16 protein-coding genes and 1 tRNA gene are annotated in these 14,122 nt (G+C 64.2%); 6 read left to right on the top strand and 11 right to left on the bottom strand.

What is annotated here, in order from left to right; genetic code table 11:
• Positions 1-156: 156 nt before the first annotated feature.
• On the top strand, positions 157-636 hold the full coding sequence (locus CHX26_RS10035; RefSeq protein WP_104942246.1) for a peroxiredoxin: 480 nt from the start codon (positions 157-159) through the stop codon (positions 634-636).
• Between the two features lie 60 nt (positions 637-696).
• Here CHX26_RS10035 and CHX26_RS10030 read toward each other — a convergent pair whose 3' ends face one another.
• The 3 genes from CHX26_RS10030 to folE form a co-directional block, all read right to left on the bottom strand.
• Positions 697-1,383 (bottom strand): cytochrome b/b6 domain-containing protein, encoded by a 687-nt coding sequence (locus CHX26_RS10030; RefSeq protein WP_104942245.1) that lies wholly within the window; start codon positions 1,381-1,383, stop codon positions 697-699.
• Positions 1,384-1,388: 5 nt separating this feature from the next.
• A complete protein-coding gene (locus tag CHX26_RS10025; protein ID WP_104942244.1) occupies positions 1,389-1,883 on the bottom strand; it encodes a c-type cytochrome in 495 nt (164 codons plus the stop codon).
• 142 nt (positions 1,884-2,025) lie between these two features.
• The gene (folE, locus tag CHX26_RS10020; RefSeq protein ID WP_104942243.1) at positions 2,026-2,652 is read right to left on the bottom strand and encodes a GTP cyclohydrolase I FolE; all 627 of its coding nucleotides are present in this window, start codon (positions 2,650-2,652) and stop codon (positions 2,026-2,028) included.
• A gap of 201 nt (positions 2,653-2,853) precedes the next feature.
• Between folE and CHX26_RS10015 the strand changes: the two genes are divergently transcribed.
• Complete coding sequence (locus tag CHX26_RS10015; protein ID WP_233997112.1) at positions 2,854-3,243, top strand: metallopeptidase family protein; 390 nt, start codon at positions 2,854-2,856, stop codon at positions 3,241-3,243.
• Between the two features lie 63 nt (positions 3,244-3,306).
• On the opposite strand, the gene CHX26_RS10010 is transcribed toward CHX26_RS10015, so the two are convergent.
• Positions 3,307-3,383 (bottom strand) — tRNA-Arg (locus CHX26_RS10010).
• 60 nt (positions 3,384-3,443) lie between these two features.
• Positions 3,444-3,854 (bottom strand): (deoxy)nucleoside triphosphate pyrophosphohydrolase, encoded by a 411-nt coding sequence (locus tag CHX26_RS10005; protein WP_104942241.1) that lies wholly within the window; start codon positions 3,852-3,854, stop codon positions 3,444-3,446.
• A 100-nt stretch (positions 3,855-3,954) separates the two neighbouring features.
• Here CHX26_RS10005 and CHX26_RS10000 point away from each other — a divergent pair, with 100 nt between their 5' ends.
• Together CHX26_RS10000 and CHX26_RS09995 are read left to right on the top strand one after the other, a co-directional pair.
• Positions 3,955-4,137 (top strand): Flp family type IVb pilin, encoded by a 183-nt coding sequence (locus tag CHX26_RS10000; protein WP_104942240.1) that lies wholly within the window; start codon positions 3,955-3,957, stop codon positions 4,135-4,137.
• 112 nt (positions 4,138-4,249) lie between these two features.
• Positions 4,250-4,414: a Flp family type IVb pilin gene (locus tag CHX26_RS09995; protein ID WP_104942239.1), complete on the top strand. Its 165-nt coding sequence runs from the start codon at positions 4,250-4,252 to the stop codon at positions 4,412-4,414.
• Between the two features lie 111 nt (positions 4,415-4,525).
• Here CHX26_RS09995 and CHX26_RS09990 read toward each other — a convergent pair whose 3' ends face one another.
• The 5 genes from CHX26_RS09990 to CHX26_RS09970 form a co-directional block, all read right to left on the bottom strand.
• Positions 4,526-6,004: a M48 family metalloprotease gene (locus CHX26_RS09990; RefSeq protein WP_104942238.1), complete on the bottom strand. Its 1,479-nt coding sequence runs from the start codon at positions 6,002-6,004 to the stop codon at positions 4,526-4,528.
• Positions 6,005-6,109: 105 nt separating this feature from the next.
• A complete protein-coding gene (locus CHX26_RS09985; protein ID WP_104942237.1) occupies positions 6,110-7,054 on the bottom strand; it encodes an acetyl-CoA carboxylase carboxyltransferase subunit alpha in 945 nt (314 codons plus the stop codon).
• Positions 7,055-7,063: 9 nt separating this feature from the next.
• Positions 7,064-7,951 (bottom strand): tyrosine recombinase, encoded by an 888-nt coding sequence (locus CHX26_RS09980; protein ID WP_104942236.1) that lies wholly within the window; start codon positions 7,949-7,951, stop codon positions 7,064-7,066.
• Positions 7,952-7,959: 8 nt separating this feature from the next.
• Positions 7,960-9,888: a hypothetical protein gene (locus tag CHX26_RS09975; RefSeq protein WP_233997111.1), complete on the bottom strand. Its 1,929-nt coding sequence runs from the start codon at positions 9,886-9,888 to the stop codon at positions 7,960-7,962.
• Complete coding sequence (locus tag CHX26_RS09970) at positions 9,885-10,085, bottom strand: hypothetical protein (protein ID WP_104942235.1); 201 nt, start codon at positions 10,083-10,085, stop codon at positions 9,885-9,887. The genes CHX26_RS09975 and CHX26_RS09970 overlap by 4 nt, the downstream gene beginning before the upstream one ends.
• Positions 10,086-10,123: 38 nt before the next feature.
• Between CHX26_RS09970 and CHX26_RS09965 the strand changes: the two genes are divergently transcribed.
• Positions 10,124-10,693, top strand: coding sequence for a shikimate kinase (locus tag CHX26_RS09965; RefSeq protein ID WP_104942234.1), 570 nt, complete (start codon positions 10,124-10,126; stop codon positions 10,691-10,693).
• Positions 10,684-11,829, top strand: coding sequence for a 3-dehydroquinate synthase (aroB, locus tag CHX26_RS09960; protein ID WP_104942233.1), 1,146 nt, complete (start codon positions 10,684-10,686; stop codon positions 11,827-11,829). Before CHX26_RS09965 ends, aroB begins: the two co-directional genes overlap by 10 nt.
• A gap of 177 nt (positions 11,830-12,006) precedes the next feature.
• On the opposite strand, the gene CHX26_RS09955 is transcribed toward aroB, so the two are convergent.
• A complete protein-coding gene (locus tag CHX26_RS09955) occupies positions 12,007-14,103 on the bottom strand; it encodes an acetyl-CoA carboxylase biotin carboxylase subunit (RefSeq protein ID WP_104942232.1) in 2,097 nt (698 codons plus the stop codon).
• Positions 14,104-14,122 lie beyond the last annotated feature (19 nt).

The raw sequence follows: 14,122 nt of genomic DNA, 5'->3' as shown, positions 1-14,122 counted from the left end.
CGCACAGGCGAGTGATCTGTTCATGCCTGTGGCCCCTAGCGGCAGACGCCATATGAGGCAAATATAAACTTATCTTTATATGTCTATTTGTTGCCCGCCCTACGAGCGCAGGCTAGAGAGCAGGTCACACCCCGCATGCAAGAGGATGCACACACCATGACCATTTCCGTTGGCGACAAGCTTCCCGAAGTCACCCTGATCAAGGCCACTCCCGAAGGCCCGCAGCCGGTCAAGTCCTCGGACTATTTCGCGGGCAAGAAGGTCGCGCTGTTCAGCGTCCCAGGGGCCTTCACCCCGACCTGCTCGGCCAAGCACCTTCCGGGCTTCGTCGAAAAGGCCGCCGATCTCAAGGCCAAGGGCGTTGACGAGATCATCGGCACCGCCGTCAACGACGCCTTCGTGATGGGTGCCTGGAACGCCGCAGCCGGCAGCGAGGCGATCACCATGCTGGCAGACGGCAATGCAGATTTCGTCGAAGCGATCGGCCTCACCATGGACGGCTCGGCCTTCGGCCTGGGCAAGCGCGGTCAGCGCTTCTCGATGGTGATCAACGACGGCGTCGTGGAACAGCTCAATGTCGAAGAACCAGGCGACTTCAAGGTTTCGAGCGCGGATTACATGCTCGGGCAGCTCTGACAAAAGGCTCACGCCACAGGAAAAGGGGCGGCTTCCGGCAGGAAGCCGCCCCTTTTTCGTTCACGTCAGCGGCGGCACCCCGAAGGCCACCCACAGCGCCAGTCCCCCTGCGACGCCGCAGGCAAGCAGCCCCCTCACCCACGGCATCGGGCCGATCCCGGCGACGCCCGGCATCGGCGGACGGTCGCCGCCCACCATCGGGCTGAGCAGATCATCGCCCTTCACCGCGTACAAGGTGATCGCCGCCAGATGCAGGCCGACCAGCCCGGCGATGACCCAGAAGAAGGTCTCGTGGATTTCGGTGATCGTGTCGGCCACCATCACGCCAACCAGCGGATTGAGCGGACCCGTCATCCCGTCAAAGGGATCGCCCGCAAACAGCCCCAAGCTGACCTGCACCAGCATCGCGCCAAGCAGCGCCACAGTGCTCCATCCACCCAGCGGCGAATGGCCGATAGCAGGCCCGCCCGCGCCGCTGCGAAGATAGGCCAACACCACCCCCGGCCCCTTGACGAAGTGGCTGAACCGCGCCGTCTCCGGCCCGACAAAGCCCCACACCACCCGGAACAGCAGCAGCCCCAGCAGGACCAGCCCCAGCCGCTTGTGCAGCGCCCATTTGCTGTTTTCAGCCGTCCACCACATCGCCGGGACAAGCAGCGGGAAGCTCCAATGGGTAAGCCGCAGCAGCGGGTCCCACACCGTCACATCCCGCAGCCGCGCGGAGGCCGTCTCAGCCGGGTCGGCCACGGGCGTTACTTCTCGTCGTCGAGCCGGAACTGGTCGTGACAGCCCTTGCACGCGCCGCCCATCGCCATGGCCTGCGCGCCAACGGCAGCCTTGTCGCCCCCGCCCGCGAGTTCGGCAAGCTTGGCGCTTTCATCGACCAGCTTGGTCGCGGCGGCCTTGAACTCCTCGGGCTTTTCCCAGATCGTTGCCAGGGCTTCCGTATCGTAGCCATCCTCACGGCTGGTGCCGGCGGGGAAATGCCCTTCGATCTTCATCGCCCGCGTGTTGATGTCAGTTGCACTGGCGGCGATCAACGCAAAATCGGGTGCGTCCTTCTCCAGCTCGCCGCGCACCGCCTTGAAGGCATCACCGATGGCCTCGAAGTTGTCGTGCCGTTCCTTCAGTACCGGCGGCGCATCCTTGGCGGCAGGAGCAGCATCGTCGCCGGCATCGCCCGAACAGGCGGCCAAGACAGCAGCCAAAGCAGCGGCAACAAAAAAGCGGGAAGCGGTCGTGCGCATGATCGGGAAACTCCTTCTATCGGTTGTCAGGTCTGTCCCGCGCCAAGGCTAAGCCGCTTTGTCCTTTATCGCAAACATGAAAAAGGGGCGCCCCGCCATGGAAGCGCCCCTGAAACTATCGCCGATTGCGCCAGGGCGTCGATCAATAGCCCATCAGGCTCATCACTTCCTTGCGGCTACGATCATCTTCCATGAAGCAGCCAAGCACCCGGCTCGTGATCATCCCGACGCCGGGGGTCTTGACCCCGCGCCCGGTCATGCAGCCATGCTGTGCTTCGATCACCACGGCCACGCCATGCGGTTCGAGATTGTCCCAGATGCATTGCGCCACTTCGGCGGTGAGCCGTTCCTGAATCTGCAAGCGGCGAGCATAGCCGTGCAGCACACGGGCGAGCTTGGAGATTCCGACCACCTTGTTGCGCGGCAGATAGGCGATTGCTGCCTTGCCGATAATCGGCGCCATATGGTGTTCGCAGTGCGACTGGAAGGGAATGTCCTTAAGCAGGACGATTTCGTCATAACCGCCCACTTCCGAAAACTGCCGCGTCAGATGAACCGCCGGATCTTCCTTGTAGCCCTCGCAATATTCCAGCCACGCCCGGCCGACCCGCTTGGGTGTGTCGAGCAGGCCTTCGCGCGCAGGATCATCGCCCGCCCATTCGATCAGCGTGCGGATGGCCTCCTGCACGTTTTCGGGCACTTCGGGTTTGCCCAAAGGGTTTTCAGGATCGAATTCATCGTCATGATCGTGGGCAGAGATGTAGTTCATCGCTTGTCGTCTTTCTTTACGCATCGGCTCAATCGGAGCCCCCTCACCTGTCGATCCCGCGTGACGTCAACCATCCATCTCGTCAGGCGTTCCGGGCAGATACGTCGATTGCGCGGGATGGATGCTGTCCTCACCCTGGCAGATGTAATAGGTATCTGCAGCAATTCACCCCCCCGCCGCACGAAAGGATGCAAAAGCAGCGTGTCACACCCGACCAGTGCCGATTTCGAAGCTGCCGCGCGCGCTGTGCTGGCGCGCCTGCCAGCCGTGTTTCGCCGCGAAATGACCGATGTGGTGCTCAGGGTGGAGGATTTTGCCGCTCCTGATCAGCTGAAGGCAGTAGGGATCGAGGATCGCTGGGAGCTTACCGGCCTGTATGAAGGCGTAGCCCTGACCGAAAGATCGCAATGGGATACCGAGGTGATGCCGCCGGTCATCACTCTGTTCCGTCAGCCGCTGCTGGCCGAGATGGAGGAAACCGGCGTCAGCTTTGCAGCCCTGATTCGCCATGTCGTGATCCACGAGGCGGGCCACCACTTCGGCCTGTCGGACAAGGACATGCACGCGCTTGAGGCAAGTGTCGAAGATTGAATCGACGGCTGACCGGGTCGGAAACCAACAACGCCCGCCCCTCTTGCGAGGAGCGGGCGTTGTTGGCGCACCCGAAAGGATTCGAACCTCTGACCCCCAGATTCGTAGTCTGGTGCTCTATCCAGCTGAGCTACGGGTGCGCGCTGAGGGGGGCCATCTAGGGGCGTCGGCAGGGCTTGGCAAGCGTCTTTTGGCACCCTTCAGAAATTTTGAAACAGCTTTGCAGCCAGTTCCACGTCAAGCGGCGGCTTGGGAAGCGCCAAAGCCTCGGCGGGCGTGAACCAACCGATTTCGCCTCCCTCCAGAGGGATGGGATCACCCTCCCATTCGCTCACAGTGTAAAGCATGAGGACAATCGCTCTGTCGGCATCATCGGGGGCGGTTTCGGCAAATGCCCGAGGGCGGCAAGCGTGCCGCTGCACCGTGATGCCGAGTTCCTCGTGCAACTCGCGCAGCAGACAATCCACTGGCATTTCAGATGCTTCAACCTTGCCTCCGGGGAATTCCCAGAGCCCTGCATGATGCTTTCCTTCCGGACGGCGATGCATCAGCCACAGTCCGTCCGACCGCGCCAATGCAGCCGCCACTACCGGGATCCATCTGGCGCTCATGTCGGAATTTTTTCCATCATCGGTGCTTCCATCAACTTTTTCTTAACCCGTAGAGCGGATTTTACATCTCATCAGGACGCAGAAGACAGGGGGCCTCCCGATGTTGCCGACTTTCATCAAGAGCATTGTCGACGACACCACCGGTGCCACCGCGATCGAATACGGTCTGATTGTGAGCCTTATCGTCCTCGTCATCGTCGGTTCGATGAACAACGTTGCCAATGCAACGATCGAGATGTGGAACGACGTTGAGGCTCAGACAAGCGCTGCCATGGGGAATTAAGATTTTACTCTTCGCCGAGTTAGTAATTTCTCAACTGGTATCGATTAGCTCAAGAATTGCCCGCCGCGAACAGGGGGGCACGGGTACCGAAGACCAAACCAGGAGACGACACATGACCTTCTTCAAGAACCTCGTCCGTGACGAACAGGGCGCCACCGCCATCGAATACGGCCTGATCGCCGCTCTGATCGCCGTCGCCGCGATCACCGCCATGACCCAGCTGGGCACCAACCTCAACACCACCTTCGGTGAAGTGAACACCGCGCTGACCTCGTAATTCGAGCACGCGAATTCACAGGAACGGCGGGGAGCAATCCCCGCCGTTTTTGTTTGTGCGCGCCGCATATTGCTTACCTGCGGCGAGCCTGACCGGCACAATCCGGGTGAATCAGCGCCCGCGCACCACGATCTTGACCTTCTGGCCCGGCGTTACGGTATCATTGCTACCCAAGGCATTCAGCACGCGGAAGCGATCTTCCTGCGCCGCGGGATAGGCCATCCGCCGCGCAAGGCTCGCCACGGTATCGCCGCGGGCCACGGTCACCACCTGCACCTTCTTTGGCACAACGCTGGTCGCCTCGCGGTCGGTGATTCGCCGCATCGACTGGAACATCGGATCAAAGGTCGCCGCGCGGCCTGCCGGCGCAATCGCGACAAAGTGATAGGCTCTGTCACGCGCAAATTCATAGGCATAGACGACCAGATCAACCTGACTGCGACCGTTGTTGACCCGCGCCACGCCGTAAACAGCCGGTAACCCGTTGATCGTCCTGCGTTCAATCTGCTGCGGGGCGAGATTGGCATTGTTCTGCCCGCCAAGCGCTGTGAACTGCTGGCGGACATAGGTTTCAAGATTGCCGTTATAGGCTGCCAGCGTCATCTGCGCCTGGCCGCCCTGCCCCTGAATGCTGACCGCGCGCGTGCCGTTGACCATGTAAAAGCCCTGCGGCGCGGTGAAGGCGAAACGCAATTCAGGGTGAATGAAGGTGCTCCCCTCGATCAGGCCCTGTGCGGGATCATCGCCATACAGCAGACCATCGATTCGCGTCAGGAAGGTATCGCGGTTCGTCACCCCGCCGGTGCCTGCCGCTCCGGCCTTGGCCAAGGCGCTCTGCACGCGGCTTGCCGGGTCGGGGTGAGTCGAGGCCCATTCCGGCACGCTGGCATTGCGGCCCTGAAGACGCGCATCGAGACCGTTCTGCGCTGCAAGGCTCGCCAGCACGGTCCCCATCGCGCGCCGATCGTAACCTGCACGCCCGAGATATTCGATGCCGAGATCATCCGCCTCCAGTTCCTGCTTGCGCGAGAACCTGAGCGTCAGAAGCTGCGAGCCTTCCATGAACGTGCGCGAAAGCGTCTGGCCAAGTCCCGAATCGCCCAGCAGGATCGCCGAGCCGATCGCCCCCAGCACGCCCAGGATCGAATTGTTCTGCGCTGCCTGCTGACGCCGCTGCGAATGGCGCGCGGCGACATGACCAACCTCGTGGCCCAGCACCGCTGCAAGCTCCGCCTCGTTGTTCATCAGAGTGACCAGCTGGCGGGTTGTGTAGATATAGCCCCCCGGCACCGCGAAGGCATTATGCACCGGCGAATTGAGCAAGCTGACGGTAAAGCTCTCGCGCGCGTTGCCGAGCCCCGATTGCACCGCGATATTCTTGCCCACCTGTTCGACATATTGCGCGTGAGCGCCGGTCATCGCACCGCCGAATTCGGCAATGAATTGGGGGTGATACTTTGCACCCATCTGGGCTTCCTGGGCTGTGATCGGAGTCGATGCCGAGGGGATTGCTCCACCTGCGCCCATGCATCCGGTCAACGCCAGAGGTGCTGCGCCCAGCGCAAGGATTGCGCGTGAAATTCGTGCCATGATCCGTCCCTTTCCGCCGCCATTCGAATTCCCAGCCTATCGGGAAAGCGGCGCGCCGGAAAGTCTTGGCAAACGAAAGCTTAACTCGCGATGGCCCGTCGCACCCTAACCGCCAATGGCGAGAAAGCGTTCTTCGCGCCCGGCCACCAGTTCCGCCGCTGTCTGGCCCGCAAGCAGGTCCACTTCCTCGGTCAAGGCAGCTCCCAGCATCCGCGCCGCTGCAACGGAATCGCGGTGCGCTCCGCCCACCGGCTCTTTCACGATGCGGTCAATCACATGGATGCGCTTGAGATCCTGCGCCGTCACCTTCATCGCTTGCGCTGCATCCGGTGCCTTTTCCGAGGTGCGCCACAGGATCGAGGCGCAACCTTCCGGGCTGATAACCGAATAGACCGCGTGCTCCATCATCAGCACACGGTTGGCCGAGGCAAGCGCCACGGCGCCGCCCGATCCGCCTTCGCCCACGATTGCGGCAACCATCGGCACTTGCAGCGCGAGACAGGCCTCGGTTGCGCGGGCGATAGCTTCGGCCTGGCCGCGTTCCTCAGCCTCGATCCCCGGAAAAGCACCGGATGTATCTACCAGCGTCACCACCGGCAGGCCGAATCGGCTTGCCAGTTCCATCAGGCGGATTGCCTTGCGATACCCTTCGGGCTTGCCCATGCCGAAATTGTGGCGGATGCGGCTTTGCGTGTCGTGGCCTTTCTCATGGCCGATCAGCATCACGCGCCGACCGTTCAGCCGCGCAAAACCACCCATGATGGCCAGATCGTCGGCATAGAGCCTGTCACCGCCCAACGGCACAAATTCGCTGAAGGCATGGGCGACATAATCGCGGAAATGCGGCCTTTGCGGATGGCGCGCGACCTGCGTCTTCTGCCACGGCGTGAGCGAGGCGTAGGTGCTGGCCAAAAGCTCGGTGCTCTTGGCTTCGAGCCGGACAATCTCTTGCGCGACATCGACATCATGCAGGGCGTTGACGCTACGCAACTGGGCGATGCGTTCTTCCAGCTGTGCGATCGGCTTCTCGAAATCGAGGTAGGAAATCATCGGTCGGCGCTAGTCTGATGTTGTCCGGGTTGCAAGCGGGTGACGGGAATTGACGAGGGCAACAAGGCGCGCGCTATCAACATGGGTATAGATCTGGGTGGTCGCGATATCGGCATGACCGAGCAGCGTCTGAAGCACGCGCAAGTCAGCCCCGCCTTCCAGAAGGTGTGTCGCAAAGGCATGGCGCAGGACATGCGGGCTGATGATCGCCGGATCGATTCCGGCCCGCGCTGCCAGTGCCTTGATGAGCTGGAACAGGCGCACCCGGCTGAAATGCCCACCCTTGGCCGATGGGAACAGATAACGCGACGGCGGCACTTGCGGGCGCAGCGCCAGCCAGCGTCCCAGCGCCTCCAGCGCCCGTGCGCCAACCGGTACCATGCGACTTGCCCCGCCCTTGCCCGTCACCGTCAGGAACGGAGCATCGCGCGGCACCGCTGAGAGCGGCAGGCTGACCAGTTCGGTGGCGCGCAGGCCCGATCCATAGAGCAGTTCGATCAGCGCCAGCAGCCGCACCGCCTTGGGTTCACCCCCCGCCGCTTCCGCCTCGGCGCGAGTGAAAAGAGCGGCGATCTGATCGTGGCCAAGCACCTTGGGCAGCGGGCGGCGCGCACGGGGCGCAGGCAGCGCCGCCGAGGGATCGTCCTGACGCCAGCCCTCGTCGATCGCAAAGCCGAAAAACTGCCTGAGCGCCGAAGCCTTGCGGGCAACACTTGCCGGGGCGAGCGCGGCCCACTTGCCCGCCAGTCCGGCCACCGCGTCACGCTCTGCCACTGCCAGATCACCGATCGCTTCCTCGGCCTGCGCAAGATCGCGGGCATAGGCGGCCAGCGTATTGCGCGCCGCCCCGCGCTCGGCAGCGAGCATGGCGAGGAAGGCGTCGGTCGCGGCCGACACAGCGCGCCTTACCCGCGCGCGACCGCCTCGGCGGCGATCATCCGGGCCTCGGCCTCAAGGCCGACACGGGTCAGTGCGGCGGTGATGTGATAGAGGTGCAGCGGGGTCATCTGCTCCCAGCTCGTCCCCTGCATCCCGAGCCCTGCGAGCAATACCACCAACGCCGGATTGCCGACCTCTGCCGCGCGGTCGATGGTGCGGCTCCAGCGAGTCTGGCGCGACAGATCGACGCCGAGATCCCCTGAAAGCGCAGCGGCATTGCTGGCACTCAGGCGACCGAGCCCGGCAAGACCTGCGACGAGGAAGGCGGACTTGCGGGCATCATCGCTGTCATCATCGCTGATGAAGCTCTGCACCGCGTCCTGCCCCGCCGTGCCTGCCCCCGGCGCGGCCACCGCAATCAGCGCCCAGCCAAGCGAGCCTTCCTTGACGACGCCAGACCAGCGTGCGGCATTGGCATCGAGCCCTGCGGCCAGCATCGCCGCGATCAGATCACCAGCGACCCCGGCATGGGCCTCGCGCGCCGGAATGCGTGCGGCAGCGTAGGCGGTCAGCACCCGCGCGCCATAGCCATCCCCTCCGCCAAGCTGAGCGCCGGCTGCCCACAACCGCTCCATTGCCGCAATGCGCGCGGCCGGATCAGCGGCAATATAGGCATCGCGCAATGTCGCGGCATGGGTCTGCGGATCACCAGCCGCCGCCGGGTCGGCGTAGACTTCCGAATAGAGATCAACCATCGCGCTCGCCGACAGTATCCCTTCGCGCCCCGCCCGCCCGGCATAGGGTGCGCGCTGAAGCGCAGGCAGCATCGGCAGAAGCGCGCCCACGCGGGCATAATAGGCCCCGCCTCGCGCTTTCAGTGCGCCGTCCATCAGCCCTTCGGGAACCGGCTCGCCCAGCGCCGTGGCAAGCCCGAACCGCCAGGGGTTCAGTTCCTCGACATCCTTCCACTCGATCTCGACCGCGCGTTGTCCGCGTCCGGCGGCACCTGCAAAGCGGCGGGCGAGCAGCACGTCGATCCGCGGCGCAATCCCCCGGCCAAGCGCACGGTCAAGCTGCGCCGCAGCAAGCGCGGTTTCCCCTGCATAGGCATTGCAGATCGCCTGCCACATCTGCCACTCGGCATCCTCGCGCGCCGAGCCCTGCAGGCGCACGGCGGGACAAGCCCCGGTGATGTCGCCGCTGGCAAGATAGGCGGTCAGCGCCGCATCGGTCAGACCGGGCGACCAGTTGGCCGTATCGACATCCTGCACCACGGCGCGCGCGATGGCATATTCGCCCATCCCGTTGAGCACCGCCACGCGCAGGGCGGCAAACTCCATCGGATCCATCCCGAGCGGCGCAGCAAGGCGGCTCGCCAGCGCGCGGCGCATCAGGATGTGACCCCAGCGCGAAACCATCGGCCCGCGCGTCCCGGCCAGCACCGCGCGCACTAGCGCCTCGGGCTGGTTCGCCAGCGAAACCGGCGGCAGGCCGCCTTCATCCGCCGCCAAAACACCAACCCGCGTCAGCGCCCTGCGGGCACCGGGCGGCATATCGGTCTTGGGCTTGAGGCCAAGAAGCTTGTCGAGCTCGTCGGTCGACATCGCCTCCAGCTTTTCGAGGCTCGGCAGGCGGGCCAACTCATCGCGGGAAATTCCCGGCAGCGGAGGGAGGCTCGCCGGATCGACGGCTGCCGGCGGCACGTATGGTGCAGCGCCCGGCTGCCCCGCTGGCAGCGGCGCGGACGCTCCGGGAACAGGGCGCGGCGCAGGCGTGGTCGAGGGCGTCGGGCTTTGCCGCGGTGTCGGCGCAGGCGCGGGATCGTCAAAACCCGGCGGCAGCAGTGATTCGGGCTGGCTCTGCGCCCCTGCCAGGCTCGCCAGCCCCGCACCGCCCAGCGCTCCGGCGATCCCGAGCGCGAGAACGCTGATGCCCCATCCTGCCCGACGGATCATTGCGGCTGCTCCGGCAGGGCCACATCTTCGGCAATCGGGCGAAGCGGCTCCTCTCCGCCATCAATCCACGCCAGCGCCAGCAATCCGCCGACGACCACAGCCGTCGCTGCCGCCCATTGCGGCAACCCGCGCTGCCCGGCAGAGCGGGCAGGTTCGAAACCGGACGAGGAGAGCGACTTGGACCGCAGGTTTGGCATATTGCGCGCGTCCTAGCCCATCTATAGGCCAAGCGGCAATGTCCGCTGAAAAACCGTCCACCCATCCCCAGGCGCTGTCCGCCATCGCGGCGCGCATTGACCGGCCGATTGTGCTGGTGGGCCTTATGGGCGTGGGAAAGTCCACCGTCGGGCGCAAGCTTGCCGCGATGCTCGGGCGCGATTTCGTGGATGCCGACGATGCCATCGCCGAGGCCGCCCAGCGTTCCATCCCGGAAATCTTCGAAACCTTCGGCGAGGCCCATTTCCGCGACGGAGAACGCCGCGTCATCGCCCGCCTGATCGATGAAGGCCACGGGGTCATCGCCACCGGGGGCGGGGCTTTCGTCGACCCGCAGACGCGCGCGGCGGTACTGGAGAAAGGCATCGCGGTGTGGATCGATTGCGACATCGACACGCTGGTGGAGCGCACCGCGCGGCGCGGCAATCGCCCGCTTTTGAAGCAGGGCGATCCCAAGCAGATCCTCACCCGACTGGCGGCCGAGCGTGAACCCTTCTACGGCGAGGCGCATATTCGCGTGGTCAGCGAGAACGGCCCCCATGCCGACACTGCCCGCGCCATTATCGAGGCGATAGACAAATGGCTGTAATTCCCGTTGCTCTGGCCGGGCGTGCTTACGAGGTGGTGATCGAGCAGGGATTGCTCGACCATATCGCCAGCCGTGCCGAGCCCTATCTTGCGCCCTATAACCGCACCGGTCGGGCTGTCCCCTTTGTCGCGGATACCAACACCCACGCCATCTTTGCCGGCGATCTGAATGACCGGCTCGCTTCGGCAGGCATCAAGGCCGAATGGTTCGTGGTCGAACCGGGCGAGGACGCCAAGACATGGCGCGTGTTGGAACGCCTGTGCGACTGGCTGCTGGCGCTGGGCGTCACCCGCAAGGATCACGTCTTTGCCCTGGGCGGCGGTGTGGTCGGCGATCTCGTCGGCTTTGCCTGCGCGATTCTGAAGCGCGGGGTAGGCTTTGTGCAGATCCCGACGACATTGCTGGCGCAGGTCGACAGTTCGGTCGGCGGCAAAACCGCGATCAACACCGCGGCGGGCAAAAACCTGATCGGCGCCTTCCATCAGCCTTCGCTGGTGCTGATCGACCCGCTGGTGCTCGCCACCCTGCCAGACAGGGAAATGCGCGCCGGTTATGCCGAGGTGCTGAAATATGGCCTGCTCGGTGATGCGGCGTTTTTCGCGTGGCTGGAAGCGAACGGCGAGAAGGTGCTAGCACGCGAACCCGCCGCGCTTGAACACGCCATCGCCAGCAGCATCGCGATGAAGGCGCGGATCGTCGCCGAGGATGAGCGCGAGACTCTCGACCGCCGTGCGCTCCTCAACCTCGGCCACACCTTCGGCCATGCGCTGGAGGCAGAGACGGGCTTTTCCGACCGGTTGCTGCACGGAGAGGCGGTGGCGCTCGGCATGGTGCTGGCGGCGCGCTATTCCGCGCGGCGGGGGGAGCTTTCGGCAGACGATGCCGCCCGGGCTGCCCGTGCGATTGCGGCAGCGGGCCTGCCGTCGGAAATCGCCGCACTCGGCCTTGCCTGCAACGGCGCGGCGCTGGTGGATCACATGCGCCACGACAAGAAGGCCGAAGGCACCACCCTGCCCTTCCTGCTGCTCAAGGCGCTTGGCGAGGCCTATGTCGCGCGCGACGTTGATCTTTCTGACATTGCAGCGTTTCTTGACGCAGAGCTGGCGGCGGGCAAGGCGGGGTCTGGAGCGGTCTAGAGGGGGTCTAAGCCCCCTCAAAACCGGGCCTGCACGGGGCTAAACCGCACCTAAACCCGCCTGGAATTATCACATTTTCCTTTTATTACAGTGATATACAGAATTCTCCGCGTGCTTTTGCGGCGACTTCTGTCATTCCCTGCATCCTGCCCTTCCGCTGGCAGGTAGGAAAGCGCCCTATTCCAGTTCCAGAATCACCGCATCGACTGCGAGGCTCTCGCCTTCGGCGGCGTTGATCTTGGCGATCACGCCTTCCTTTTCGGCGCGCAGGATGTTTTCCATCTTCATCGCCTCGACCGTCGCCAAGGGCTGGCCGGGCTGCACGGTCTCGCCCTCGGCGACGTGGAGCTTCACCAGCATCCCCGGCATCGGACAGATGAGCAGCTTGGAGAGATCGGGCGGCACCTTCTCGAGCATCAGCGATTCATGCCGCGCCAGCCGCTGCGGGATGACCAGCGCGGTGTGCGCAGCGCCGCGCGTCGTCACCTTCCACTGGTTGCCCTGCCGCTCGACAATCAGGCCGAGCTTGTGCTCCGGCCCTTCGCCCACGCGGCCGACGGCCTCGGCCTGCACCATGCCGGGGCGCCAGTTGCATGTGCCTGCGATCCGCACGCCGTCCACCATCGCGTGGCCATCTGCAAGGATCACTTCGAAGCGCTGATCGCCCAGCTTCACCAGCCAATCGGTCGTCACCCGCAGCACGCCCTCGCGCCCGTCATCGCCATCAAGCTGGCCCGAGATGCGCCGCGCGCGCGATTGCAGGGTGAATTCATTGCCCGCGCACACGGCGGCGAGGATGCGCTTCATGTCATCGCTGGTCGCCGCGCCGTGGAAGCCTTCGGGATATTCCTCGGCGATAAAGCCCGTCGTCAGCTCGCCCGATCGGAAGCGCGGGTGCTGCATGATCGCGCTGAGGAAATCGACATTGTGGCCGAGGCCCTTGATGCGGAAATTGTCCAATGCCTCGATCTGCAAATCGGCGGCTTCATCGCGGGTCGGGGCCCAGGTGATCAGCTTGGCGATCATCGGATCGTAGAAGCGCGACACTTCGCCGCCTTCGTACACGCCGTCATCGAGGCGAATATACCCAGTTCCGTTCGTGTCGAGCGAAGTCGAGACACCGCTCTCCTGCCTCTCGACTTCGCTCGAGGCGAACGGTCCTTGGCGGAATTTCGCCTTGGGCGGCTGATAATGCACCAGCCGCCCGGTGGAGGGCAGGAAGCCGCGATAGGGGTCTTCGGCATAGACGCGGTTCTCGATCGCCCAGCCGTCGATGCCGATGTCGTCCTGCGTCATGCCGAGCTTTTCGCCGGCGGCGACGCGGATCATCTGCTCGACGAGGTCGATGCCGGTGATTGCCTCGGTGACGGGGTGCTCCACCTGAAGCCGGGTGTTCATTTCAAGGAAGTAGAAGCTCTCCCCCGTCGGGTCTGCGCCGGAGACGATCAGCTCGACCGTGCCGGCGCTGTAATAGCCCACCGCGCGCGCCAGAGCGACGCATTGCTCGCCCATGGCCTTGCGCATTTTCGGCGTGACGAAGGGCGACGGCGCTTCCTCCACCACCTTCTGGTGGCGGCGCTGAATCGAGCATTCGCGCTCGTTCAGATAGAGGATGTTGCCGTGCTGGTCGCCGAGAATCTGGATCTCGATGTGGCGCGGGTTGAGGATGAACTTCTCGATGAAGACGCGGTCGTCGCCGAAGGAGTTCAGCCCCTCGCGCTTCACGCTTTCAAAGCCCTCGCGCACGTCAGCTTCGGAATAGGCAAGGCGCATCCCCTTGCCCCCGCCCCCCGCGCTGGCCTTCATCATCACCGGATACCCGATCTCGTTGGAGATGCGCACCGCGTGCTCGGTATCCTCGATCTCGCCGACGAAGCCGGGGACGACGTTGACGCCCGCTTCCTTGGCGAGTTTTTTGGATTCGATCTTGTCCCCCATCGCGGCAATAGCACCCACGGGAGGCCCGATGAACGCGATGCCTTCCTTCGCCAGCGCCTCGGCGAAGGAGGTGCGTTCCGACAGGAAGCCATAGCCCGGGTGGACGGCCTCAGCCCCGGTCTGCTTGCACGCGGCGATGATCTTGTCGGCGACAAGATAGGATTCCGCCGCAGGCGACGGCCCGATATGCACCGCCTCGTCCGCGAGTCCCACAAACGGCGCGCGAGCATCGGCATCGGAATAGACCGCGACGGTCTTGATCCCCATTTTGCGCGCGGTGGTAATGACCCGGCAGGCGATCTCGCCGCGGTTGGCAATCAGGATTTTCGAGAACAAGGGTTAGGGCCTCTCTCCA

It is taken from the genome of Porphyrobacter sp. HT-58-2 (genome assembly GCF_002952215.1).
Lineage (GTDB): Bacteria > Pseudomonadota > Alphaproteobacteria > Sphingomonadales > Sphingomonadaceae > Erythrobacter.
This window is presented reverse-complemented; position numbering and strand designations above follow the sequence as displayed.

Bases quoted from the DNA above. Each gene is read 5' to 3' on its own strand.
- CHX26_RS10000 (WP_104942240.1), top strand. From the start codon at position 3,955: ATGTTGCCGACTTTCATCAAGAGCATTGTCGACGACACCACCGGTGCC.
- CHX26_RS09995 (WP_104942239.1), top strand. From the start codon at position 4,250: ATGACCTTCTTCAAGAACCTCGTCCGTGACGAACAGGGCGCCACCGCC.
- CHX26_RS09970 (WP_104942235.1), bottom strand. From the start codon at position 10,085: ATGCCAAACCTGCGGTCCAAGTCGCTCTCCTCGTCCGGTTTCGAACCT.
- CHX26_RS10005 (WP_104942241.1), bottom strand. From the start codon at position 3,854: ATGAGCGCCAGATGGATCCCGGTAGTGGCGGCTGCATTGGCGCGGTCG.
- CHX26_RS10035 (WP_104942246.1), top strand. From the start codon at position 157: ATGACCATTTCCGTTGGCGACAAGCTTCCCGAAGTCACCCTGATCAAG.
- folE (WP_104942243.1), bottom strand. From the start codon at position 2,652: ATGAACTACATCTCTGCCCACGATCATGACGATGAATTCGATCCTGAA.
- CHX26_RS09985 (WP_104942237.1), bottom strand. From the start codon at position 7,054: ATGATTTCCTACCTCGATTTCGAGAAGCCGATCGCACAGCTGGAAGAA.
- CHX26_RS09990 (WP_104942238.1), bottom strand. From the start codon at position 6,004: ATGGCACGAATTTCACGCGCAATCCTTGCGCTGGGCGCAGCACCTCTG.
- CHX26_RS10025 (WP_104942244.1), bottom strand. From the start codon at position 1,883: ATGCGCACGACCGCTTCCCGCTTTTTTGTTGCCGCTGCTTTGGCTGCT.
- CHX26_RS09965 (WP_104942234.1), top strand. From the start codon at position 10,124: ATGTCCGCTGAAAAACCGTCCACCCATCCCCAGGCGCTGTCCGCCATC.
- CHX26_RS09975 (WP_233997111.1), bottom strand. From the start codon at position 9,888: ATGATCCGTCGGGCAGGATGGGGCATCAGCGTTCTCGCGCTCGGGATC.
- aroB (WP_104942233.1), top strand. From the start codon at position 10,684: ATGGCTGTAATTCCCGTTGCTCTGGCCGGGCGTGCTTACGAGGTGGTG.